We start from the raw sequence: 21,571 nt of genomic DNA on the forward strand, positions 1-21,571 counted from the left end.
AAAAAAGGATTTCCATGAGAGTGTTTCTGATAGCAGGCCTGGCCGTGGCCGTGAGTGGCTGCGGCAATATTTCCAATATCCGTGCTTACAACACGCCCTATGTTGAACCCACAGCAGGGGATACCGCACGCTTGCGCGTGATCACCAATGGCATGGCGCGCGGTGTGCCGGGCCGTGACTGCATCGACTGGCGTGTGCCTGGCGCCGGGGTGATGGCCGTGTCCGAATCCGGCTTTGCGGGTCAGAATAATGGCCGCAGCCTGGGCATGCCCGAGAGCAACCGCCGGGTGGAGGCGCAAGGCTCGGCGCGTAGCGAACTGAAGGTGCCGGCGAACAAGCCCTTTGCCATGAACTTCCAGAGTGAGGGCTATGTTTCTGGCGGCAATGCCTACAGCTGCAGGCAGAGCTTTCACTTCACCCCCAAGGCCGGGCAAGATTACGAACTGATCCTGCTGGACGGTGGCCAGTGCCTGATTGCGTTGCAGCGCCTGAACCCGACGGGGAAACCGCAGAACGTGCCGGTAGAGAAGGCCAAGCTGTGCAATGCGATGGATATGTTTTAGGCCGCAAGCCAGGCCTGTTTAACCACAACGCCGATCAATCTTGATCGGCGTTGTGGTGTTTACCTTGGCTTATCAGAGCTTCGGCAGTTGCCCCACACGGCCCATCATTTCCGTGACGATCTGCAGGTCCAGCAAGAACTGCTCGACGGTCTTGAACTCACCGTCGGTGTGCCCGGTGTACTTCACGTCCGGCTTCGCCAGGCCGAATTGCACGCCATTGGGCAGATCATGCACGGAGGTCGCGCCGGCCGAGGTGCCGAACGTGTGCTCCATGCCGAGGTTTTCGCTGGCCACGGCCAGCAGGGCTTTGACCCACTCACCTTCAGGGTTGCGGTACATCGGCTCGGCCACCGAGTAGGTGACGTTCATCGCCACTTTGGTGTGCGTGTCCCAGGCGCTGATTTTCTCTTCGATTTCAGTTTTGAGCACCTCCGGCGATTTGCCTTTGGGGATGCGCAGGTTCACCGCCAGCTTGAAGGCTTTGTCATCCTGGCCGACAAACGTCAGCGAGGTGGTCAGTGGTCCCATGAACGCATCGGAGAAGCCCACACCCAACTTGCCGCCCAGGTAATCCAGGCCCCAGTTGTCAGCTGCATAGTGTGCAGCGTCGGTGATGTGGTTGTGCTTCAGCGCGATTTTGCCGTCAATGCTGTGGATCAGTTCCAGCATGCGTGCGACCGGGTTGACGCCCGCTTCCGGCTCGGAGGAGTGAGCCGACACACCGGTGAGCGTCAACTTGACCTCTTTGCCGACCACCTTGGCCGTTACGTCGAAATTGCCACCGTTTTGCTTGACGTAGTCAGCGCCGGCTTTCTGCAGGCTGGCGGCCAGTTCAGCAGGCTTGTCGCTGAGCAGGGTGGCGACCGAGACCGACGGAATCTGGTTGGTGGCCATGCCGCCGGTCATCGAGATAATTTCCGCGCCTTTGCCAGTGCCTTTGCGCACCGGGAAGCTCGCCATGACGGTGCCGTAGCCTTTCTCGGCAATCACGACCGGGTAGCCGCCATCCAGCGCCAGGTTGTATTGCGGCACCGGGTTGTGTTCGAAGTAATAGGGGATCGCGTCGCCCATGGTTTCTTCAGTGGTGTCCACCAACAGCTTGAAGTTGCGCGCCAGCGGCAGCTTCTCTTCCTTGATCACCTTCATGGCATACAGGGCTACCACGATGCCGTTTTTGTCATCCTCGGTGCCGCGGCCATACATGCGATCGCCAATCAGCGTGACCTTGAACGGGTCGAGCTTGGTGCCGTCCTTGAGCACCCAGTTTTCCGGCGTCACCGGCACCACGTCGGCGTGCGCGTGAATGCCGACGACTTCATCGCCGCTGCCTTCCAGCGAAATTTCATACACGCGGTTGTCGATGTTGCGGAAGTTCAGGTTGAAGGCTTTGGCCAGGCTCTGGATCTTGTCGGCGATCTTGAGGAATTCCGGGTTCTTGTACTGCGGCAGGCCGTCGACGTTGAAGGTCGGAATTTCCACCAGCTCGCGCAGGGTTTCGAGCGCGGCTTTGCCGTATTTAACGCGGGTGTAAATACCCAGCAGGCGGTTGATTTCGTTCTGCCGGTCGGCGGTCAGGGTTTTGTTGGCCAGGAAGGCGTCGATGGCCGGGCCGACGTCATCGGTTTTCGCCAGGTCGCTTTTGGCCAGAGTGCCGAGGAAACCACGGAAATCGCTGGCTGGGGTTTCGCTGAAATGTTTGATAATGGTCGCGCTTTGTTCGGCGCTGATGTTGGCGAAGGCGGGGGTGGCAATGGCCGAAAAGCTGGCCGCGAACAGGGTGGCAGCCACCAGTTTTTTCAGTGGAAAATGCATGACTAGAGGCATTCCTTTGCAAAAGAGGAGTGGGAAAATTTCTGATCGAAATGTCAGAAACAATTTCACACACTACCATCACGAAGGACTGGTAGGGGAGACCCGGATGAGGGAAATGTCCTACCTCGGTATTTGAGCCACCAGGCATCAACGGTGGGAGCGGGCTTGCCCGCGAAGGCGGTGTGTCAGTCAGCGCCTACGTTAACTGACACTCCGCTATCGCGGGCAAGCCCGCTCCCACTTTGCTTTTTTGCGTAGGAAGAATCGAGTTCAGCTCACGGCTTGCCAGGGTGCGGGTCCGGGTACTGCGCCGCTACCTCCAGCGCTTTGGCATATGGCCCATCCCACATGAGCCACCAAGCATCAACGGTGGGAGCGGGCTTGCCCGCGAAGGCGGTGTGTCAGTCAGCGCCTAGGTTGGCTGACACTCCGCTATCGCGGGCAAGCCCGCTCCCACATTGTTTTTTTGCGTAGGAAGAATCGAGTTCAGCTCACGGCTTGCCAGGATGCGGGTCCGGATACTGCGCCGCTACATCCAGCGCTTTGGCATACGGCCCACCCCACAATTGCGCATGCAGCTCGCCCACCCGCTTGGCCATCGCCGCGTCATGCATCACCACTTCCAATGTGAGCCACCAAGCATCAACGGTGGGAGCGGGCTTGCCCGCGAAGGCGGTGTGTCAGTCAGCGCCTACATTGGCTGACACTCCGCTACCGCGGGCAAGCCCGCTCCCACTTTGCTTTTTTGCGTAGGAAGAACCGAGTTCAGCTCACGGCTTGCCAGGGTGCGGGTCCGGGTACTGCGCCGCTACATCCAGCGCTCTGGCATACGGCCCACCCCACATGAGCCACCGAGCATCAACTGTGGGAGCGGGCTTGCCCGCGAAGGCGGTGTGTCAGTCAGCGCCTACGTTGATTGACACTCCGCTATCGCGGGCAAGCCCGCTCCCACTTTGCTTTTTTGCGTAGGAAGAACCGAGTTCAGCTCACGGCTTGCCAGGATGCGGGTCCGGGTACTGCGCCGCTACATCCAGCGCTCTGGCATACGGCCCATCCCACAATTGCGCATGCAGCTCGCCCACCCGCTTGGCCATCGCCGCGTCATGCATCACCACTTCCAGGTTGCGCGAGTTATCCAGGTACCCGCCCAGCCAGTTGCTGGTGCCGACCCATGCTACTTGCCCGTCAATTTCCATGGTCTTGCTGTGGATCACCCGCGCGTAAGGGATGAAACCTTGCTTGGCCTGCGGCAGCGTGACGATTTTGACCTCTACGTTCGGCAACACGGCGAGGCTTTTGAGGTAGGGCAGTTCCAGCGAGTCGGTGTTCCAGTTGGACACCATCAGCTTGATCGACACCCCACGCGCCGCGGCGGCGCGCACGGCGTTGTCGATCACCGCGTAGTACGGCCGGGTTCGGTCCGGCCCGTAGGACAGCGGCGCGTAGTCGAGCAGTTGCACGCGCACTTCTTTCCTGGCCTCGCTCAACAGGCGCGGCAGTTCCAGCTGTGAATCGCCTACGCCGGGCGGGTTGTAGCGTTGCGGGCTGGCCACCAGATAGTTGCCGGTGCGTGCCGGCTCCTGGCCCGCAGCCGGCAGCGGCACGGGTTGCTTATCTGCAAGCGCGGCCTGGGCCTGCCAGTCCTGATTGAAGATCGCCTGCACTTGGCTGACCACGGTGGCATCGCTGATGCGCAAACCGGTCTCGTGGATATGTTCCAGCGAACGCCAATCGAAGTTCTGGCTGCCGACAAACGCCTGCTTGCCGTCCACCACCATGTACTTGGCGTGGATAATCCCGCCGCTCAACTGCCCATAGGCCAGCACACGGAAGGTCAGGTTGGGAATCGCGCGCAGGCGTTCCAGGGTAGAAGCCTCCGACAGCCGAATGCCTTTTTCCTCAAGCAAAAAGCGAATCTTCACACCACGTTTGCCGGCAGCTTCCAGATGCTCAATCACCGTGTCCATCACCGAGCCAGGATGGTCGGCCGCGTAGAACTGGCCGATATCAATGCTGCTTTTCGCGCCATCAAACAAGGCGATCCACACCGGCCCCGGCTGGCGCAAATCGGCCGTGCCCAGCGCGGTGTCCACTGGCACGGTGTGCACCAGTTCAAAGCCTGGAATCGAAAAGTCCGCCTGGGCCAGCGGACTGAGGAGCAAGCCGGTGAGGCCGGCAATACGCAACTTCATCGAAAGGGACATAGGCGTCTCATCGGGCAAAAAAACGGCGGGCGCAGGTTGCGCCCGCCGTGGGAGGGTCACGCCGTGCGGCTGTGCAACGGCGTCGGCACCAGGTGCGGCACTTCACTCTGCACGCGGGCGCCGGTGGCGGCGCGAATCAGCAGGATTTTCAGCTGGTCGTTGATGCGCTCCAGGCTGTCCTGGAAGAAGTTGTGGAACACCACGCAGAACAGCGCGATGGCGATGCCCAACCCGGTGGCGAACAACGCCGTCCCGATGCCACCGGAGATCTGGCCTGGGTCGGACACGCCGGCACTGGCCAGCGCCTTGAAGGTGTCGATGATGCCCAGGATGGTGCCCAACAAGCCGAGCAGCGGCGCGGCGGTGGTGATGGTCTCGATGATCCAAAGGCTGCGCGACAGCGGTGCGCGGGTCTTCAGGTACTGGGTTTCGATTTCGTCGTCCAGGTCCTTGCGCGAACCCTGAGAAGCCTTTTGCGCCAGCACCGGCAGCACCATGTTCAGTGGCAGGCTGTCGCGACGGGTCAGGCCTTGCGGCAAGTCGCGCTCGCTGTGCACGTTGGCGCCCAGCACCTCGGTCAAGGCCCGCGCCTGGCGACGCACGTAGGCGAAGTAAATGCCGCGTTCGATGGTGATGAAAATCGCAATCGCCATGGCGGCGTACATCACATAAAAGGTGATGTCGTGAAGCAGGTTCATGTCCATGATCTATAGCCTCGCAGTTAGAAATTCGCTTCCAGAGAAACAGTGACGGTACGGTCCAGGCCAACGATGTAGGCCGGGTCGCCATCGCGGAAACCGCTGTAGCTCGCCGCGTTGGTTTTGGTGGTGTACACGCCGTCCAGGTACTTCTTGTCGAACAGGTTGTCGACGTTCAGGCGCAGGGTCGCGTCCTTGACGACTTTTTTATCCACGGGCAGGTAGATACCGGCGCCGAGGTTGAAAATGGTGCGCGCCGAGATGGCTTCGTCGTTGGTCAGGTCGCCATACAGCTTGCTGGTGAACTTGCCGCCGAAGGTGCCGTAGAAACGCCCGTCGTCGTAGCCGACGTTGGCCGCCAGCATGTTGGTCGGTACGTTGGCGAACTGCTTGCCACTGGTGGGCAGCACGATGGGTTTGCCGGCGCTGAAGACGGTCAGGTCGTCCTGCTGCTTGGAGCTGGTGTAGGTGTAGGAGGTGTAGTAATTGAAGTTGTGCGGCAGCTTGCCGCTCCACTCCAGTTCCAGGCCTTTGTTGATCACGGTGCCGGCGTTGATGTCGGCCGAATCCCCGTTGCTGTCCAGGGACGTGAGCTGGCGGTTCTTGAACTGCATGTAGAACAAGGTGGCGGCGAGGGTCATGTCTTCGCCGGTGTAGCGCCAGCCCAGTTCCTGGTTCCAGCTCAGTTCCGGTTTGGAGTCCAGCGAGCCGACGCCTTTGTCGTACAGCACGTAGTTCTGCGGAATTCGCATGTTGCGCGACAGGCTGTAGAACAGTTGGTCACGCTCGTCGAGCTGGTACTTCAGGCCGGCATTGGGCAGCAATTTGTTGTAGGTCTGGTCGGCTTTGCCTGGTTGCTCGGTGAGGCTGCCGTGGTTGGTGCCTTCACGCTCGACATTCATGTAGGCAAGGCCGGCGATCAGGGTCCAGTCCGAATTGATGTACCAGGTGTCCTGGGCCCAGACTTTTTGCGCAGGCGTCACGGTGTAGCGGTCGCGGCCTTGTACGGTGTTGCCGTTGGCATCGACCACCGAGTCGCCATCCGGCCAGGTGTCGCTGGGCTTGCCGCTGTTTTTGAGGGCAATGAACGGCTGGGTCTGGCTTTGGCGCGCGCGTTCGTACCAGTAGCCGAACTGCAGGCTGTGGTCGCCCAGGTCCCAGTTGAGTTTGGTGGTGATGCCCGGGCGCCAGGTCTGTGTGCGCGAAGGGCGGTAGTAAACGCCCGTGGTGGACGAACCGTCGGCGTTGTACTGGGCCGCTGTCGGCAGGTTGCCGAGGTCGAAAACGCCGCCCTTGTTCGAGCCGCTGTTGAGCGCATAGGCGGAGGAGCCCACGCCGCTGCCGTTGCCGTAGTAGTAATACGGGATCACCGACAGCGCCAGGTTGTCGCTCAGCTTGTACTGGGTGTTGAGCACGGCGGTAAAGGTCTGGAACGGGTTCTGCGCGAGGTCGTAGTAGCTGCTGATCTTGCCATTGGCGCCCAGCGCCGGCTTGGCCGGGTACGGGTCATATTTGCGGCCGAACTGCTGGAACTGCGCCTTGGTCAGCTGGCTGTAACTGTTGTTGTCCTGCTCGTGGTACTTGAGGATCAGGTTGGCGGTGTTGCCGTTGCCAGCGTCGAAGAAACTGTTCCACTCCACCTTGTCCGCCCGCACGGCGCCCGAGCCACGCCACATCTGGCCTTCGGTGTGGGACGCCGACAACCAGTTGCTCAGGCCGTTGACCTCACCGGTGTTGAGGCGCGCAAAGGTCTTGCGCGTGGCGTTGCTGCCGACCACTTGTTTAACGAAGGCCCCGGTTTCCTTGGTCGGGCGAATGGTCACGATGCCGATGTTGCCGCCGCTGGAGCCGATATGCGGGCCATCCGCTTCCGACGAACCCTGGGTGACAAAAATCTGCTCGATGTTTTCCGGGTCGCCCAACAGGTTGGAATACAGCGCGTAGTTGCCGGAGTCGTTGATCGGCATGCCATCCACCGACATGCCGACCTGGTCGGAGTTCATGCCGCGCATGGTGAAGCGAAAGCCCGACAGACCGGTGTTGTCCTCGCTGGAAATGTTCAGGCCCGGCGTGTACTTGAGCTTGTCGATGGCGTTGCCGGTGGCGGTTTGCTTGTCCAACGCTTCCTTGGTGACGGTCGAGCGGCCCTTGGCGCTCTCTTCCTGGACCATGTAACCGCCCCCCGCGGTTGCCTTGCCCCCCTGTACCCCAATAGTCCCGACGTCACTGTCACTGGTATCTGCCATGACCACTCCGTGGCTCATGCTAGTCGCGGCAACGAGTGCCAGATGAATACGGGTGAACCTCATCACTGTCGTCCTGGTGTCGGGTGCTTATTGCACGCTGTAGTTGAAGGTGGCGGTGAAGCGTTGCTCGTTACGTCCACCGAAGGCTTGTTCGGGGAACGGCTTGACCTGCTTGATGCGACGCAGGCTATTGGTGGCGGCCCGATTGAGCAGCATGCTCGGCGCCGGGGTCTGGATCCCGGCATCGAGCACGCGACCTTGTCGGTCCACCATCAACCAGACCACCACCTCGCCACTGGGGCGTTCGAGAGATGCCTGGCGGCCGGTGGGGTATTGCTTGTACGTATCCAGCTCGTTGCGCAGGCCTTTGAGGTAGCCGCCTTCCAGTGCCTGGCCATCGACTTTGGGCGGCGCCGGCGGGGCGGGTGGCGCAGGTGTCGGCGCTACGGCGGCCTGTACCGGCTTGGCGGCAACCGGCGCCACTGGCGCTGGCGTTGGGGTCGGTTTGGCGGCGACCACCGGCTTGGGCTTGGGCACCGGCTTGGGTTTGGGTTCAGGTTTTGGCAATGGTTTGGGCGGTGGCGGCGGCGGGGCCGGTTCGGCCTCTTCATCCTCGATCACCGGCGGCGGTGGCTCCTGCTCCACCACGGGCTCGGGCACCACTTCTGGCTCGGGCTCGACCAGGGCAAGTTCAACCGCCGACTCGTCATACTGCGGCTGGATTTTCAGGGGTTGGGACTGGATACCCAGTGCAATCAGCACCAGGGCGATCAGGGCCGGGACACTGCCCAGCAGCCGACGCGCACGAAACAGGGCATACATGATCAGGACTTACGCGTGGCGATGGACACGGAGGTAAAGCCACCCAGGCGCAGGGTGTCCATGACTTCCACCAGGCGCGCAACTTCCACGCCTTTGTCGCTGTTGACGATGATGGTCGACTTGGTATCCGGCTTTTCAGCGGCCTTCAGCGCAGGGACCAGGGCGTCGACCGTGAGGTCCTTGCCATCGAGTTGCAGCTGGCCTTGCAGGCCCAGCGTGAGGATGAATTTGTTCTGCGGCTTGAGTTGCTGCGCGCTGCTGGCGCTGGGCAGTTGAGTCTTCATGCCGAGTGCCGGAATCACGTTCAAACTCACCAGTACGAAAAACACCAGGAGGAACATCATCACGTCGATCATCGGGATCAGTTCGATGTGCGCCTTGCGTTTCTTGGGTTCATCCCAGGTTCTCATTCTGTTGCCCCGTCATTGAATTAGGGGCGACACGCTAACAACCAAAAATGACCGAATGGTTAACTTTAATTGACGTTTTGAAGGCTCTAGGACGCGTCTTGCAGGGGATTTGCCTTGCATTTTTATGACGTAATGCAATTGACATGAAGGCCATACATTCTTGAAGAATTTATCTCCAGAGCCTGCTCGTATGCCCACTGCATTGCCGCATTTACCCACCTCGCGACTACTATTGCGCGCGCTGCAAATGGACCAGGCCGAGGTGCTTTACAGGCTCGCCAATGGGCCGAAAATTGCTGACAACACGGCCAATATTCCGTCGCCCTATACCTTGCAGACCGCCCAGGACTTTATTGCCGGAATCGCCGAAAAATACCGTGCGGGTGAGGTGCTGAACCTGGGAATGCATGTGCGAGCAACCGGCGAGCTGATCGGCATGGTCAGCCTGCGTCTGAATGCCCGTCATCACGCCGGGCATTTGGGTGGCTGGGTGGCGGCGCACGCTCGCAACCAGGGGTATGCGGCGGAAGCGGCGAGTGCGGTGATGGACTTCGGGTTTGCCACGCTGGGGCTGCAGCGTGTCGGTAGCCAGTGTTTTGGTCGCAACAAGGCGTCGGCGCGGGTCATGCAGAAAATTGGCCTGCACTATGAAGGCTGCCTGCGCGAAGCGTTTTTCAAGAACGGTGTGTACGAGGATTTGCTGACATTCGCCAGCGTGCGCAGCGACTGGGAGCGAGCGTTGTGAGTGGCGCAGTGGATCATGATCGGCGCCGGCTGCTCGCCGGGCTGGCGGTTGCCACCGCGTTTTCGATCCTCAGCCCGTTTGCGCGCAGCGCCGGTGTGGATTACCCGTTCACCCTCGGCGTGGCCTCCGGCGACCCGTTGCCGGATGGCTTTGTGATCTGGACGCGCTTGGCGCCGCTGTTCGATGCTGCGGACGGGCGCGGCGGGTTGAGCCGCGCCGTGCCGGTGCGTTGGCGCGTGGCCAGTGATGCGGCGATGACGCGTATCGTCAAGCAAGGCGAGGTGATGGCAACGCAGCATTTTGCTCACTCGGTGCATGTCGAGGTGGCGGGGCTGGAGGCTGGCAGGCCTTACTGGTACCAATTCGACGGCCTCGGCGCACAGAGCCCGGTGGGCCAGGCACGTACCGCGCCGCCGCTGCACGCCATGGCGGCGGCCACCGTGGGGTTTGTCTCCTGCTCGCACTGGGAGCGCGGTTATTTCAGTGCCTATCGCCACCTGGCGGCGGAGCAACCCGACCTGGTGTTTTTCCTCGGCGACTACATCTACGACAGCTCGTACGCAGCGGACTCAGGCAAGATCATCCGCCCGCACGGCAGCGGCAATGCCGTGAGCCTGAGTGACTACCGCAACCGCTACGCGCTGTATAAAACCGACCCGGACCTGCAGGCTTTGCACGCGGCAGCACCCAGCGTGGCCACGTGGGACGACCATGAGGTGCAGAATGACTACGCCAACCGCTGGTCCCAGGACCCGAAGATTCCGGTTGAGCAGTTTTTAAGGCAACGGGCAGTGGCGTACCAGGCGTTTTACGAACATATGCCACTGCGTGTCAGCAGTGTGCCGAAAGGGCCGGATATGCGTATTTACCGGCGCCTCGATTATGGCCGGCTGGCGCGTTTTCATGTGCTTGATGGCCGCCAATACCGCTCCGAGCAGCCGTGTATTCAGGCTAACGGCAGTCACCAGGGGCATATCGCCGCCAACACCTGCAAGGACCTGCGCGACCCCGGCCGCACGATGCTTGGCTGGCAACAGGAAGCCTGGCTGGACCAGGGTTTTGCCCAGTCCAAAGCGCAGTGGAATGTGATCGCCCAGGACTTGCTGGTGGCGCCGCTGATCCAGCGTGACCTGACCAGCCATCAGGTCGGGCATTGGACGGATGGCTGGGACGGCTACATGGCCAACCGTACTCGGATGCTGGCGTCCATCACGCGCAATCAGGTCAAGAACCCGGTGTTCTGGGGCGGTGATATCCATTCGTTCTGGACCACCGACCTGCATGCCGATGGCAACAACCCGGACTCGCCCATCGTCGCAACCGAATTTGTCGGCAGCTCGGTGACCTCCGACGGCCCGCCTTTTGACGCCTTCAGTCAGATCTTGCCGCTCAATCCGCACGTGAAGTTCTTCGACAGTCGCCAGCGTGGGTACGTGTCGGTGAAGCTTGAGGCGTCAAAGATGCTGACGAACTTCCGGGTGATCACTGACCCACGTGACCCGGCGGCGACGGTGTCGACGCTCAAGTCGTTTGTGGTGGAGCCGGGGAGGGCGGGGGCGATTGCGGTTTGATGCACAGGGGGGTGTGTGCAGGTTGGGTGTGGCGAGCGGGCTTGCTGTGGCGAGCGGGCTTGCCCCGCGTTGGGCTGCGAAGCAGCCCCAAAACCTGACAATTACCTCTTTCCGAAAAATGCGTTGACTGTATGGGGGCAGCTCCACGCCCCAACGCGGGGCAAGCCCGCTCGCCACAGGAGGCCCTGTCGCTGGGATTTTAGTCGAGGCTGTAACGCACCGACAGCGCGCCCTTTTTCTCCGACAGGGCCAGGATGGTCACCTGGCCCAACTCGCTCAACGCTTGCACGTGCGTGCCGCCACAGGCGTAGGCCGGCAATGCACCGAAACCCACTTCGCGGGTGCCGTCTTCCAGTCTCATGTGGCGCGGGTAGTCGGCGGCGATCCATTGGTCGATTCGGGTTTGAAACGCCTCGGCGTCCACGGCTTGCGCCGCTTGCCCGCGGATAAAGGTGATTTTGCATTCGCCCGGCCAGTGATGGGCTTTGATCGGCATCCAGCCCAAGCTTTCCCCGGCATTGCCAATCAGATGCCCGGCCGAATGCAGGCGCGTGTACAGGGCGCGGCGCTGTTCATCGACCCGTGCGGTGATCGGGCCGGGCGCCACGGGGCGGTCAACATAGTGCACGACGCGATCGGCCTCCTGGGTGACGCGCACCACCTGGCTGTCGCCGAGCCAGCCGGTGTCGAACGGTTGCCCGCCGCCCTGCGGGTGGAAGAGGGTTGACTGCAGCGTGACGGCAAACTGGTCCTCGTGCGGCGTACAGGTCAGCACTTCAAGCTCGGCGGTCAGGTGGTCATGGGTAAAAAACAGGCGCTTGGTCATCATCTACATCCGCATCAGGGTTCTACGGGCAGTATAAATAGTGCGTAGATGGGTGATAATCCGTTCAATTATCAATGGACCTGTGCGTCATGAGCATCAATCTTCCTTTGCCCCTGCTGGGTGAAATGGCGATTTTCGTCAAAGTCGTGGAAACCGGCAGCTTCTCTGAAGCCGCGCGGCAACTGAGCGTTTCACCCTCGGCGGTGAGCCGCAGTATTTCGCGTCTCGAACAGGCCCTGGCCACGCGGTTGCTGCAACGCACCACGCGCAAACTGCGCCTGAGCGAGGGGGGCGAAGAGGTGTTCAAGCGTTGCCAGGAAATGGTCAACGCGGCGCGTTCGGTGATGGAAATCAGCGGCCAGTTTACCCATGAAGCCGAAGGGCTGGTGCGGGTCAGCGTGCCCAAGGCGGTCGGGCGATTCGTGGTGCATCCGCACATGCCGGAGTTCTTGCGCCGCTATCCCAAAGTCGATGTGCAGCTGATTCTTGAAGACCGCCACGTGGACTTGATCGATGACAATGTCGACCTGAGTATCCGCATCACCGACAGCCCACCGCCCGGGTTGGTCGGCCGACAATTGTTGCCCATTGAGCATTTGCTGTGCGCGACGCCGCAGTACCTGGCCGAGCACGGCACACCGGGCCATCCGCATGATTTACTCGGGCACAGCTGCATTTACCTGGGTGAAACCCCAGGCGATTCGCGCTGGAAATTCCGCCAGGGCGCCAAGGCGGTGACGGTCGGCGTGCGCGGGCGGTATGCGGCGAATCACACCGGGGTCCGGCTGGATGCGGTGTTGCAGCATGTGGGCATTGGCAGCTTGCCGTACTTCACTGCGCGGCATGCGTTGGAGGAGGGGCGTTTGGTGCAGGTGTTGCCGGCGTGGGATTTTATTGCCTCTTATCATGGCGAGGCGTGGTTGCTGCATTCGCCGACGCGGTATCTGCCGCCGAAGTTGCGGGTGTTTATTGATTATCTGGTCGCGTGTATGGCACGCGAACCGACACTGCGTCGAAGGTAGGGAGCGCAGTAGAAAGGTGGGAGCGGGCTTGCCCGCGAAGGCGGCGTGTCAGTCAACGTTTTCAGCGACTGATCCGTAGCCTTCGCGAGCAAGCCCGCTCCCACATTCAGAGGGGCAGCGGTCTGAAAAAAATCAGTGCTTGCTCTGGTCTTGCGGCATGGCCAGCAGCTGCTTTTCCTGGTTCCAGTCGAACGGTTCGTCGTTCTGTTCGGCCTCGAAGCGCCGCTCTTCCAGGGCCTGGTACAGGTCCAGTTCTTCATCCGGCATGAAATGCAGGCAATCACCGCCAAAAAACCACAGCAGGTCGCGCGGCACCAGGTGGGCGATCTGCGGGTAGCGCAGGATGACTTGGCTCATCAGGTCCTGGCCCAGGTACTGGCTCTCGATCGGGTCGATCGGCAGCAGGGCGCGCAATTCGTCGAAGCGCTCCAGAAACAGGGTGTGGCTTTCCTCGGGCACCTGTTCGGCTTCGCCGACGGCAACCAGGATGCTGCGCAAGTGGTCGAGCAAGACGAGATGATCGGCAACGACGTTGGACACGAGATAAGTCCTCTAAAGCAAAAACGGGCGCGAGAGTATATAGCTCAAGCGCCCGTTTTTATATGACCGCTGGTATCAGCGGACTTTACCCTCAGCCTGGGTCAGCTCTTCCTTGCTGAAATCGTCCACGTCGATCACCTTGCGCCGTGCAGCTTCGGCGTCGCGCAGGGTTTGCGCTTCGCTCGGTTGCAGCACGCCGGCCTGCAGGGCGGCGTCGATGACGTGTTCGCCGGCGGTGGGTTTGACCTGACCGCTTTTGAGCGCCGCGTGGAGTTTTTTCTGCAGCGGATGGCTGGCACCGAGCAGGTCGTAGGCGTGTTGCAGGGCGCCGACCGGGTCTTCTGCCGATTGCGGGCGGTAGCAGCCCGCCAGCAGCTCTTCGAGGGTCGGGTCGCCTTTGGCACGACCAATCACTGCGGCCACCTCGGCGTCCAGTGCATCGGACGGTCCGGTGTGGCGGCGCCCGAACGGGAACACAATGACCCGCAGCAGGCAACCGAGCAGCCGGTTCGGGAAGTTGCTCAGCAGCTCATCCAGCGCACGCTCCGACTCGCCAAGGCTTTCTTCCATGGCCCAGGCGAACAGCGGTTCCAGATGGTCCGGCGAATCCAGGTCGTGGTAACGCTTGAGCGCCGCCGACGCCAGGTACATATGGCTCAACACATCGCCCAGGCGTGCCGACAGGCGTTCGCGACGTTTCAACTCGCCGCCCAGCAGCATCATGCTCAAGTCAGCGAGCAGGGCGAACGCGGCAGCCTGGCGGTTCAGTGCGCGGAAGTAACCCTGGCTCAGGCGGTTGCCCGGCGCTTTCTCGAAGTGACCTACGCCCAGATTCAGCACCAGCGTACTGGCGGCGTTGCTCACGGCAAAGCCGATGTGTTGCATCAGCAGGCCGTCGAATTCCTTCAATGCCTGATCGCGGTCTTCGCGGCCGGCCAGGGCCATTTCCTTGAGCACGAACGGATGGCAGCGAATCGCGCCCTGGCCGAAGATCATCAGGTTGCGCGAAAGAATATTCGCGCCTTCCACGGTGATGAAGATCGGTGCGCCCTGCCAGTTACGGCCCAGGTAGTTGTTGGGGCCCATGATGATGCCCTTGCCGCCGTGCACGTCCATGGCGTGGCTGATGCATTCGCGGCCGCGCTCGGTGAGGTGGTACTTGAGAATGGCCGACAACACCGAGGGTTTCTCCCCCAGGTCGACTGCATTGGCGGTGAGGATGCGTGCGCTGTCCATCAGCCAGGCGTTGCCGCCAATGCGCGCCAGGGCTTCCTGGATACCTTCGAACGCCGACAGCGGCACGTTGAACTGCTCACGCACCTGGGCGTATTGGCCCGTTACCAGGCTGGTGAACTTGGCCGCACCGGTGCCGACCGCAGGCAGGGAGATCGAGCGGCCCACCGACAGGCAGTTCATCAGCATCATCCAGCCCTTGCCGAGCATTTCCTGGCCACCGATGAGGAACTCCAGGGGGATGAACACGTCTTTGCCGGAGTTGGGGCCGTTCATGAACGCAGCGCCCAGCGGCAAGTGACGACGGCCGATTTCCACGCCGGGGGTATCGGTCGGGATCAGCGCCAGGCTGATGCCCAAGTCTTCCTTGTCGCCCAGCAGGTGGTCCGGGTCATGCGCCTTGAATGCCAGCCCCAGCAGGGTCGCGACCGGGCCGAGGGTGATGTAGCGTTTCTCCCAGTTCAGGCGCAGGCCAAGGGTTTCCTTGCCTTCCCATTCACCTTTGCAGATCACGCCGGTGTCGGGCATGGCGCCGGCGTCGGAGCCAGCCAGCGGGCCTGTCAGCGCAAAGCATGGGATGTCATCGCCACGCGCCAGGCGCGGCAGGTAGTGGTTACGTTGCTCGTCAGTGCCGTAATGCAGCAGCAGCTCGGCCGGGCCGAGGGAGTTGGGCACCATCACGGTGGACGCCAGGTCGCCGCTGCGGGTCGCGAGTTTCATCGCGACCTGGGAGTGGGCATAGGCGGAGAAGCCCTTGCCGCCGTATTCCTTGGGAATGATCAGGGCGAAGAAGCCGTGGGTCTTGATGTGCTCCCAGGCGGCGGGCGGCAGGTCCATGGCCTGGCCGATTTCCCAGTCGCTGACCATCGCGCAGAGTTCTTCGGTGGGGCCGTCGATGAAGGCCTGTTCTTCTTCGGTCAGTTGCGCCTTGGGGTAGGCCAGCAACTTGTCCCAATCAGGGCGGCCGCTGAACAGTTCGCCATCCCACCACACGGTGCCGGCGTCAATCGCGTCGCGCTCGGTCTGGGACATCGGCGGCAGGACTTTCTGGAACCAGCTGAACAGCGGCTTGGTGAAATATTGGCGGCGCAGGTCGGGCAGCAGCAAGGGCAGGGCCACGGCCGCGATCAACACCCAGAAGACCAGCAGCAGCCAACCCGGTGCGTGGCTCCAGGCGCCCATCGCCAGCAGGTAAACGGCGACCACGCCCAGGGCGGGCAGGGGCGCAGTGCGGCGGTGTGCCAGGTAGGCAATGCCGACCACCAGAACCAGTATCCACAACAACAGCATATTCAATCCTCCGTGAAACCAGGGGCGAAACCACCATGGAGCTTAGTCGGCATCCGAAAAAGCGCGGTGATCAGGGTGAAACGAGTTGTACGCGAAGCACCGACCACCAGGCGCCGACATTTGGCCGAATCGTCGTTATCTCTGCGCCAAATCAGTCGTTAGACTCAAGGCTTCCTTCGGAGATAACGCGCATGGATACGTACCTGAGTCCCAGCCGCTTCATCGATAGTGACCACCCTGCGGTGGTGGAGTTCGCCGAAAAACATCGCGGCCCGAGCGCGGATTTACGTGACCAGGCAGTCAGTCTTTATTACGCCGTGCGTGAGGCGATTCGCTACAACCCTTACACCTTCAGCCGCGACCCAGGCACTTTGAGCGCCAGCTTCGCCCTCGCCGCCGGTGAGAGCTACTGCGTGCCCAAGGCCACCCTGCTGGCCGCGTGTGCCCGCCACTGCGGCATCCCCGCACGCATCGGCCTGGCGGATGTGCGCAATCACCTCTCGACACCGCGCCTGATCGCCCTGCTCAAAAGCGATGTGTTCGCCATGCACGGCTACACCGAGTTGTACCTGCGTGGCCGTTGGGTCAAGGCCACGCCGGCGTTCAACCAGCAGCTGTGCGAGGTGTTTGATGTACCGCCGCTGGAATTCGATGGGATCAACGACAGCGTGTTTCATGCCTTCAACCGCCAGGGCCGGCGCTCGATGGAGTACGTGCGGGACCATGGGCAGTTTTCCGACGTGCCGGAGGGTTTTTTCTTCGCGCATATTCAGCAGTGTTACCCGCACCTGTTTGCCGAGGACATGCCGACCCTGCTGGGGGACATGCAGAGCGATTTAAGCCGCGCCTGAACCGGCGTATGCTGCTGCGTTCATCAAGCCATGTTCATCAACGATAAGGCGCGGTCATGCTGAAAATCTGGGGTCGTAAAAATTCATCAAACGTCAGGAAAGCACTGTGGTGCGCCGAGGAACTCGGCCTGGACTATGAAGCAATTGATGCGGGCGGGGCATTTGGTGTGGTCGATACACCGCAATACCGCGCGCTGAACCCCAATGGCCGGGTGCCGATGATCGAAGATGGCGACTTCGTGCTGTGGGAGTCCAACACTATCGTGCGTTATCTCTGCGCCAAGCAGGCGTCGAGCTGGTACCCAAGCGACCTGCAAGCCCGGGCGAATGCCGAAAAGTGGATGGACTGGACCACTTCAACTCTCGCCGAACCGTTCAAGGCGGTTTTCTGGGGCATCCTGCGCACCCCGGCTGAAAAACAGAACTGGGACAGCATCAATGCCGGGCGCCAGGCCTGTATCGACGCATTAGTCACCGTGGATAAGGCCCTGGCAGAGCAACCTTACCTGTCGGGCAACGAAATCGGCATGGGTGATATCCCACTCGGCAGCTTTATCTATGCCTGGTTCGAAATGCCTATCGAACGGCCTTCGATGCCCCATCTAGAGGCCTGGTATCACCGTCTGCAGCAACGGCCGGCATACCGCAAAGCGGTGATGACCGCGTTGACTTAATACCCACTATTAATACGGGTGACTGTACTTGTGCGGCGCAGGCAAGCACCATGCCTGTCATGCGCCGCCGTTGAACTACCTGGGCTGCGCCCTCATCTATTGTTTCTATTCCCTTCTTTGGTGCGTATTCCGATATGAGTTCCGCTCTGTCCATCCGGCAGCTAACCAAAACCTACGGCAACGGTTTCCAGGCCCTGAGTGGTATCGATCTGGATGTTGCCGAAGGTGACTTCTTCGCCTTGCTCGGCCCTAACGGCGCCGGCAAATCCACCACCATCGGTATCCTATCGACATTGGTCAACAAGACCAGCGGCACGGTGAATATCTTTGGTCATGACCTGGACAAATCCCCGGCGGCGCTCAAGCGTTCCATCGGCGTGGTGCCCCAGGAATTCAACTTCAATCAGTTTGAAAAGACCTTCGACATCGTCGTGACCCAGGCTGGCTACTACGGCATCCCGGCGAAAATCGCCAAGGAGCGCGCCGAGCAGTACCTGACCCAGCTGGGCCTGTGGGACAAGCGCGACGTGCCTTCGCGTTCGCTGTCCGGCGGCATGAAGCGCCGCCTGATGATTGCCCGCGCGCTGGTGCACGAACCGCGCCTGCTGATCCTCGACGAGCCCACCGCAGGTGTGGACATTGAGTTGCGTCGCTCGATGTGGACCTTCCTCACCGAGCTGAACGAGAAGGGCATCACCATCATCCTCACCACCCATTACCTGGAAGAGGCTGAGCAGCTGTGCCGCAACATCGGCATCATCGACCACGGCACCATCGTCGAGAACACCAGCATGCGTAGCCTGCTGGGCCAGCTGCATGTGGAAACCTTCCTGCTCGACCTGAAAAACAACCTGTCGGTGGCGCCGCAGCTGCTTGGCTACCCAAGCCGGCTGGTCGATGGTCATACCCTGGAAGTCCAGGTGGACAAGGCCATGGGCATCACCGCGCTATTCACCCAATTGGCCGCCCAGAACATCGAAGTGCTGAGCCTGCGTAATAAAACCAATCGCCTTGAGGAGTTGTTCGTGTCCCTGGTGGAGAAAAATCTGGCGAAGGTGGCGGTATGAGTTCCGAACTGCAACCCAACATTGTCGCGCTGCAGACCATCGTCTACCGCGAAGTGAAGCGCTTTACCCGGATCTGGCCGCAGACGCTGCTGCCGCCGGCGATCACCATGGTCCTGTACTTCGTGATCTTCGGTAACCTGATCGGCCGCCAAATCGGCGACATGGGTGGCTTCACCTACATGGAGTACATCGTGCCGGGCCTGATCATGATGTCGGTGATCACCAACTCCTACGGCAACGTGGTCTCCAGCTTTTTCGGCAGCAAGTTTCAGCGTTCCATCGAAGAGTTGATGGTGTCGCCGGTGTCGCCACACACCATCCTGATCGGCTACACCCTCGGCGGCGTGCTGCGCGGCTTGATGGTGGGCGTGATCGTGACCTTGCTGTCGCTGTTCTTCACTCATCTGCAAGTGCATCACCTGGGTGTCACCATTTTGGTGGTGGTGCTGACGGCGACGATCTTTTCGCTGCTGGGCTTTATCAACGCGGTGTTTGCACGCAATTTCGATGATATTTCGATCATCCCGACCTTCGTGCTGACGCCGCTGACGTACTTGGGCGGGGTGTTCTACTCCATCACCTTGCTGCCGCCGTTTTGGCAGACCGTGTCGCTGGCCAACCCGGTGCTGCACATGGTCAATGCCTTCCGCTACGGCATCCTGGGCGTGTCGGATATCAAGATCAGCGTGGCGATCACCTTCATGCTGGTGGCTACCGTGGTGCTGTATGTCGGCTGCGCGCGGTTGCTGGTGAGCGGGCGCGGGATGCGAACGTAAGCAGTCAGTTGGAATAAAAAAAGGCCTCTTTATGAGGCCTTTTTTATGGCGTGCAGAAAAGCCCTGTGGGCGCTGGCTTGCCTGCGTTCGGCCAGTGTGGTTGTCGGGGCCTATCAGATCAAAAGCAGAGCACGGCGGTCTGGTAGCCGACCTGAGTGGTAGAAGCGAAAGCAGCACAACCCCACATCAACCTGATACACAGAGATCCAAATGTGGGAGCGGGCTTGCCCGCGAACACGTTGTGTCAGCTACACATGAGCTGACCGACCCACCGCCTTCGCGAGCAAGCCCGCTCCCACAATATAATCGAGCTTAGCGCTCAAGATCAGGGGGGCTGTCAGGCTGCCGAGCTCTGCTTTTCTGTAGGCGCTGGGCCATCAGTCTTTCAGTGCCAGCTCGATCAGTTCATGCAGTTCTTCAACCGGTAGCGGTGCACTGGCAAACAGGCTGCGGTAAACCGTGGGCGCGGCGATCAGGTTGAGCAACCGGTCCAGGCTCGGCAGTGCGTCGTGGGTGCTCTGGTAGCGGTCGAGAATGACCTGCATCTGGCCCATCAGGATGTTGCTGCAGTAGTCCCGGGGATGGCTGCACTGCACGTCGCGCATCATGTTGCGCCCAAGCTCGGAACTCATTTCGTCCAGGTATTGCTCGCCCCACGCACGCAAATCGCCGCGCAGGCTGCCGGTGTTGGCGGGTTCACTGTCTGGGCGCAGGCGTTCCAGCGCCACGTCGGCGAGCAGCGCAGACAAGTCACCCCAGCGGCGGTAGATGGTCGACGGCGTGACGCCCGCGCGCGCAGCGATCATCGGCACGGTGACGCTGGAACGCTCATGGGCTTCCAGCAGTTCGCGCGCGGCGTTATGCACTGATTCTTGAACCCGGGCACTGCGGCCCCCCGGGCGAAGGCCTTCTTTAATCGCCATGCGTAAAACCTTAACACAAAGAATTTGCTTTAAGCGCTTGCGGGTAGCACACTCTGCAAAAGCAAAATATTAGCTTTAGCGGAGTGTGCACATGTCTAGCGTCATTTCTCAACGTTCCAGCCTGGCGTTCCTGGTCATCACGGTGTTGACCTTCCTGGCTGCGTCCAGCGCGCCGACGCCGTTGTATCAGGTGTATCAGGACAACCTGCATTTCTCCGCAGCAATGCTCACGGTGATCTTCGGCGTGTACGCCGTGAGCTTGCTGGCGGCGCTGTTGACCGTCGGTTCGCTGTCGGACCACGTGGGGCGCAAGCCGGTGATTTTCGCCGCGTTGCTGCTGAATATTGTGGCGATGCTGCTGTTTATCAATGCTGACAGCACCGCCTGCCTGATTGCTGCTCGGGCGCTGCAAGGTTTCGCCACTGGCACGGCAACTGCAGTGTTGGCGGCAACGCTGCTGGATACCGACCGCCTGCGCGGGCCGATGCTCAATAGCCTCGCGCCGCTGTTGGGCATGGCCAGCGGCGCCTTGGGCAGTGGCTTGCTGGTGGAATACGCGCCACGCCCGACCCAATTGATCTACTTCACGCTGCTGGGCCTGATGGTGCTGCAGGCGCTTTACGTGTGGCGCATGCCTGAAACCGTCAGCCGCATTCCGGGTGCCTTGAGGTCGTTGGCGCCCACCCTGCATGTGCCTGCGCAGGCGCGCCGGGCCCTGTGGCTGGCGATGCCGCTGAATGTGGCGGTGTGGGCGCTGGGCGGGTTCTTTTCATCGCTGGCGCCTTCGCTAGTGCGGGCGGCGACGGGCTCGACCTCGCATTTGATCGGCGGCGGCCTGGTCGCAGTCGTGACCTTGAGCGGTGCGGTGATGATTTACAGCCTGCGCGATCACCCGGCACACAAGGTCATGCGTCTGTCGGCGGTGCTGCTGGCGGTGGGCGTGGCGTTGTTACTGGTCGCGGTGCAGAGCGCCAGCCTGTGGCTGTTCTTTGTTGCCAGTGTGATAGCAGGCTTTGGCTTCGGCGGTGGGTTCATGGGCAGTGTGCGCAGCATCGTCAGCTTGGCGTTGCCCCATGAGCGGGCCGGGTTGATGTCGGCTTTTTATGTGCTGAGCTACCTGGCGTTCTGCGTGCCGTCACTGCTGGCGGGCAACCTGAGCCGCGTGTTTGGCCTGATCGCAACCACCGATGGTTATGGCGCAGTGCTCATCGTGTTGGCGCTCGGCGCGCTGGCAGGCTTGCTGATGCAAGGGGCGGCGCGGGCCAAGGCTACGGTTTAGCCGACCTCCCTATATTGGC

At 61.2% G+C, this 21,571-nt stretch carries 19 protein-coding genes and 1 pseudogene; 9 read left to right on the forward strand and 11 right to left on the reverse strand.

Annotated features, from left to right (window positions below):
* Positions 1 to 14: 14 nt before the first annotated feature.
* Positions 15 to 563 carry a hypothetical protein gene (locus AACV02_RS03920; protein ID WP_119735545.1) on the forward strand — a complete coding sequence of 183 codons (549 nt, stop codon included), beginning with the start codon at positions 15 to 17 and terminating at the stop codon, positions 561 to 563.
* 72 nt (positions 564 to 635) lie between these two features.
* Here the strand turns inward: AACV02_RS03920 and AACV02_RS03925 are convergent, their stop codons facing one another.
* From AACV02_RS03925 to AACV02_RS03955, 7 genes and pseudogenes are all read right to left on the reverse strand, one after another.
* Positions 636 to 2,375, reverse strand: a complete 1,740-nt coding sequence (locus AACV02_RS03925) for a dipeptidase (RefSeq protein WP_119735546.1) — start codon at positions 2,373 to 2,375, stop codon at positions 636 to 638.
* Positions 2,376 to 2,866: 491 nt separating this feature from the next.
* A pseudogene (locus AACV02_RS03930) lies at positions 2,867 to 3,001 on the reverse strand (phospholipase D-like domain-containing protein); the annotation flags it as partial.
* 360 nt (positions 3,002 to 3,361) lie between these two features.
* On the reverse strand, positions 3,362 to 4,579 hold the full coding sequence (locus tag AACV02_RS03935) for a phospholipase D-like domain-containing protein (RefSeq protein ID WP_119735547.1): 1,218 nt from the start codon (positions 4,577 to 4,579) through the stop codon (positions 3,362 to 3,364).
* A gap of 56 nt (positions 4,580 to 4,635) precedes the next feature.
* Complete coding sequence (locus tag AACV02_RS03940) at positions 4,636 to 5,283, reverse strand: MotA/TolQ/ExbB proton channel family protein (protein WP_106580659.1); 648 nt, start codon at positions 5,281 to 5,283, stop codon at positions 4,636 to 4,638.
* Between the two features lie 17 nt (positions 5,284 to 5,300).
* Positions 5,301 to 7,586: a TonB-dependent receptor gene (locus tag AACV02_RS03945; RefSeq protein ID WP_119735548.1), complete on the reverse strand. Its 2,286-nt coding sequence runs from the start codon at positions 7,584 to 7,586 to the stop codon at positions 5,301 to 5,303.
* Between the two features lie 24 nt (positions 7,587 to 7,610).
* Entirely contained in the window at positions 7,611 to 8,345 is a 735-nt protein-coding gene (locus AACV02_RS03950; RefSeq protein ID WP_119735549.1) for an energy transducer TonB family protein, read from the reverse strand.
* A 2-nt stretch (positions 8,346 to 8,347) separates the two neighbouring features.
* Positions 8,348 to 8,755 carry an ExbD/TolR family protein gene (locus AACV02_RS03955; RefSeq protein WP_106580656.1) on the reverse strand — a complete coding sequence of 136 codons (408 nt, stop codon included), beginning with the start codon at positions 8,753 to 8,755 and terminating at the stop codon, positions 8,348 to 8,350.
* A 190-nt stretch (positions 8,756 to 8,945) separates the two neighbouring features.
* Between AACV02_RS03955 and AACV02_RS03960 the strand changes: the two genes are divergently transcribed.
* On the forward strand, positions 8,946 to 9,500 hold the full coding sequence (locus AACV02_RS03960) for a GNAT family N-acetyltransferase (protein ID WP_119735550.1): 555 nt from the start codon (positions 8,946 to 8,948) through the stop codon (positions 9,498 to 9,500).
* Positions 9,497 to 11,071 carry an alkaline phosphatase D family protein gene (locus AACV02_RS03965; protein ID WP_119735551.1) on the forward strand — a complete coding sequence of 525 codons (1,575 nt, stop codon included), beginning with the start codon at positions 9,497 to 9,499 and terminating at the stop codon, positions 11,069 to 11,071. The genes AACV02_RS03960 and AACV02_RS03965 overlap by 4 nt, the downstream gene beginning before the upstream one ends.
* A gap of 199 nt (positions 11,072 to 11,270) precedes the next feature.
* On the opposite strand, the gene AACV02_RS03970 is transcribed toward AACV02_RS03965, so the two are convergent.
* Positions 11,271 to 11,897: an alanyl-tRNA editing protein gene (locus AACV02_RS03970; protein ID WP_119735552.1), complete on the reverse strand. Its 627-nt coding sequence runs from the start codon at positions 11,895 to 11,897 to the stop codon at positions 11,271 to 11,273.
* A gap of 89 nt (positions 11,898 to 11,986) precedes the next feature.
* Between AACV02_RS03970 and AACV02_RS03975 the strand changes: the two genes are divergently transcribed.
* Positions 11,987 to 12,919 carry a LysR family transcriptional regulator gene (locus tag AACV02_RS03975; RefSeq protein ID WP_119735553.1) on the forward strand — a complete coding sequence of 311 codons (933 nt, stop codon included), beginning with the start codon at positions 11,987 to 11,989 and terminating at the stop codon, positions 12,917 to 12,919.
* A 132-nt stretch (positions 12,920 to 13,051) separates the two neighbouring features.
* Here the strand turns inward: AACV02_RS03975 and AACV02_RS03980 are convergent, their stop codons facing one another.
* The gene (locus tag AACV02_RS03980) at positions 13,052 to 13,459 is read right to left on the reverse strand and encodes a PA2817 family protein (protein WP_010567536.1); all 408 of its coding nucleotides are present in this window, start codon (positions 13,457 to 13,459) and stop codon (positions 13,052 to 13,054) included.
* Positions 13,460 to 13,534: 75 nt separating this feature from the next.
* A complete protein-coding gene (locus AACV02_RS03985; RefSeq protein WP_106580687.1) occupies positions 13,535 to 15,982 on the reverse strand; it encodes an acyl-CoA dehydrogenase in 2,448 nt (815 codons plus the stop codon).
* Between the two features lie 191 nt (positions 15,983 to 16,173).
* Between AACV02_RS03985 and AACV02_RS03990 the strand changes: the two genes are divergently transcribed.
* From AACV02_RS03990 to AACV02_RS04005, 4 genes are all read left to right on the forward strand, one after another.
* Positions 16,174 to 16,833 carry a transglutaminase-like domain-containing protein gene (locus AACV02_RS03990; protein ID WP_119735554.1) on the forward strand — a complete coding sequence of 220 codons (660 nt, stop codon included), beginning with the start codon at positions 16,174 to 16,176 and terminating at the stop codon, positions 16,831 to 16,833.
* Between the two features lie 56 nt (positions 16,834 to 16,889).
* Positions 16,890 to 17,507, forward strand: a complete 618-nt coding sequence (locus tag AACV02_RS03995) for a glutathione S-transferase family protein (RefSeq protein ID WP_119735555.1) — start codon at positions 16,890 to 16,892, stop codon at positions 17,505 to 17,507.
* A 134-nt stretch (positions 17,508 to 17,641) separates the two neighbouring features.
* Positions 17,642 to 18,574, forward strand: a complete 933-nt coding sequence (locus tag AACV02_RS04000) for an ABC transporter ATP-binding protein (RefSeq protein WP_119735556.1) — start codon at positions 17,642 to 17,644, stop codon at positions 18,572 to 18,574.
* On the forward strand, positions 18,571 to 19,350 hold the full coding sequence (locus AACV02_RS04005; protein ID WP_106580691.1) for an ABC transporter permease: 780 nt from the start codon (positions 18,571 to 18,573) through the stop codon (positions 19,348 to 19,350). Before AACV02_RS04000 ends, AACV02_RS04005 begins: the two co-directional genes overlap by 4 nt.
* A gap of 377 nt (positions 19,351 to 19,727) precedes the next feature.
* Here the strand turns inward: AACV02_RS04005 and AACV02_RS04010 are convergent, their stop codons facing one another.
* Positions 19,728 to 20,273, reverse strand: a complete 546-nt coding sequence (locus AACV02_RS04010; RefSeq protein ID WP_106580692.1) for a TetR/AcrR family transcriptional regulator — start codon at positions 20,271 to 20,273, stop codon at positions 19,728 to 19,730.
* Between the two features lie 91 nt (positions 20,274 to 20,364).
* Here AACV02_RS04010 and AACV02_RS04015 point away from each other — a divergent pair, with 91 nt between their 5' ends.
* Entirely contained in the window at positions 20,365 to 21,552 is a 1,188-nt protein-coding gene (locus AACV02_RS04015) for an MFS transporter (RefSeq protein ID WP_119735557.1), read from the forward strand.
* The last annotated feature ends 19 nt before the right edge of the window (positions 21,553 to 21,571 follow it).

Origin of the sequence: Pseudomonas sp. Larv2_ips, from assembly GCF_963879675.1 — a bacterium.
GTDB lineage: Bacteria > Pseudomonadota > Gammaproteobacteria > Pseudomonadales > Pseudomonadaceae > Aquipseudomonas.

Excerpts from the sequence above, each read along its gene's own strand:
- AACV02_RS03920 (WP_119735545.1), top strand. The coding sequence starts at position 15 with ATGAGAGTGTTTCTGATAGCAGGCCTGGCCGTGGCCGTGAGTGGCTGC.
- AACV02_RS03925 (WP_119735546.1), bottom strand. The coding sequence starts at position 2,375 with ATGCATTTTCCACTGAAAAAACTGGTGGCTGCCACCCTGTTCGCGGCC.
- AACV02_RS03935 (WP_119735547.1), bottom strand. The coding sequence starts at position 4,579 with ATGTCCCTTTCGATGAAGTTGCGTATTGCCGGCCTCACCGGCTTGCTC.
- AACV02_RS03940 (WP_106580659.1), bottom strand. The coding sequence starts at position 5,283 with ATGGACATGAACCTGCTTCACGACATCACCTTTTATGTGATGTACGCC.
- AACV02_RS03945 (WP_119735548.1), bottom strand. The coding sequence starts at position 7,586 with ATGAGGTTCACCCGTATTCATCTGGCACTCGTTGCCGCGACTAGCATG.
- AACV02_RS03950 (WP_119735549.1), bottom strand. The coding sequence starts at position 8,345 with ATGTATGCCCTGTTTCGTGCGCGTCGGCTGCTGGGCAGTGTCCCGGCC.
- AACV02_RS03955 (WP_106580656.1), bottom strand. The coding sequence starts at position 8,755 with ATGAGAACCTGGGATGAACCCAAGAAACGCAAGGCGCACATCGAACTG.
- AACV02_RS03960 (WP_119735550.1), top strand. The coding sequence starts at position 8,946 with ATGCCCACTGCATTGCCGCATTTACCCACCTCGCGACTACTATTGCGC.
- AACV02_RS03970 (WP_119735552.1), bottom strand. The coding sequence starts at position 11,897 with ATGACCAAGCGCCTGTTTTTTACCCATGACCACCTGACCGCCGAGCTT.
- AACV02_RS03975 (WP_119735553.1), top strand. The coding sequence starts at position 11,987 with ATGAGCATCAATCTTCCTTTGCCCCTGCTGGGTGAAATGGCGATTTTC.
- AACV02_RS03985 (WP_106580687.1), bottom strand. The coding sequence starts at position 15,982 with ATGCTGTTGTTGTGGATACTGGTTCTGGTGGTCGGCATTGCCTACCTG.
- AACV02_RS03990 (WP_119735554.1), top strand. The coding sequence starts at position 16,174 with ATGGATACGTACCTGAGTCCCAGCCGCTTCATCGATAGTGACCACCCT.
- AACV02_RS03995 (WP_119735555.1), top strand. The coding sequence starts at position 16,890 with ATGCTGAAAATCTGGGGTCGTAAAAATTCATCAAACGTCAGGAAAGCA.
- AACV02_RS04000 (WP_119735556.1), top strand. The coding sequence starts at position 17,642 with ATGAGTTCCGCTCTGTCCATCCGGCAGCTAACCAAAACCTACGGCAAC.
- AACV02_RS04005 (WP_106580691.1), top strand. The coding sequence starts at position 18,571 with ATGAGTTCCGAACTGCAACCCAACATTGTCGCGCTGCAGACCATCGTC.
- AACV02_RS04010 (WP_106580692.1), bottom strand. The coding sequence starts at position 20,273 with ATGGCGATTAAAGAAGGCCTTCGCCCGGGGGGCCGCAGTGCCCGGGTT.
- AACV02_RS04015 (WP_119735557.1), top strand. The coding sequence starts at position 20,365 with ATGTCTAGCGTCATTTCTCAACGTTCCAGCCTGGCGTTCCTGGTCATC.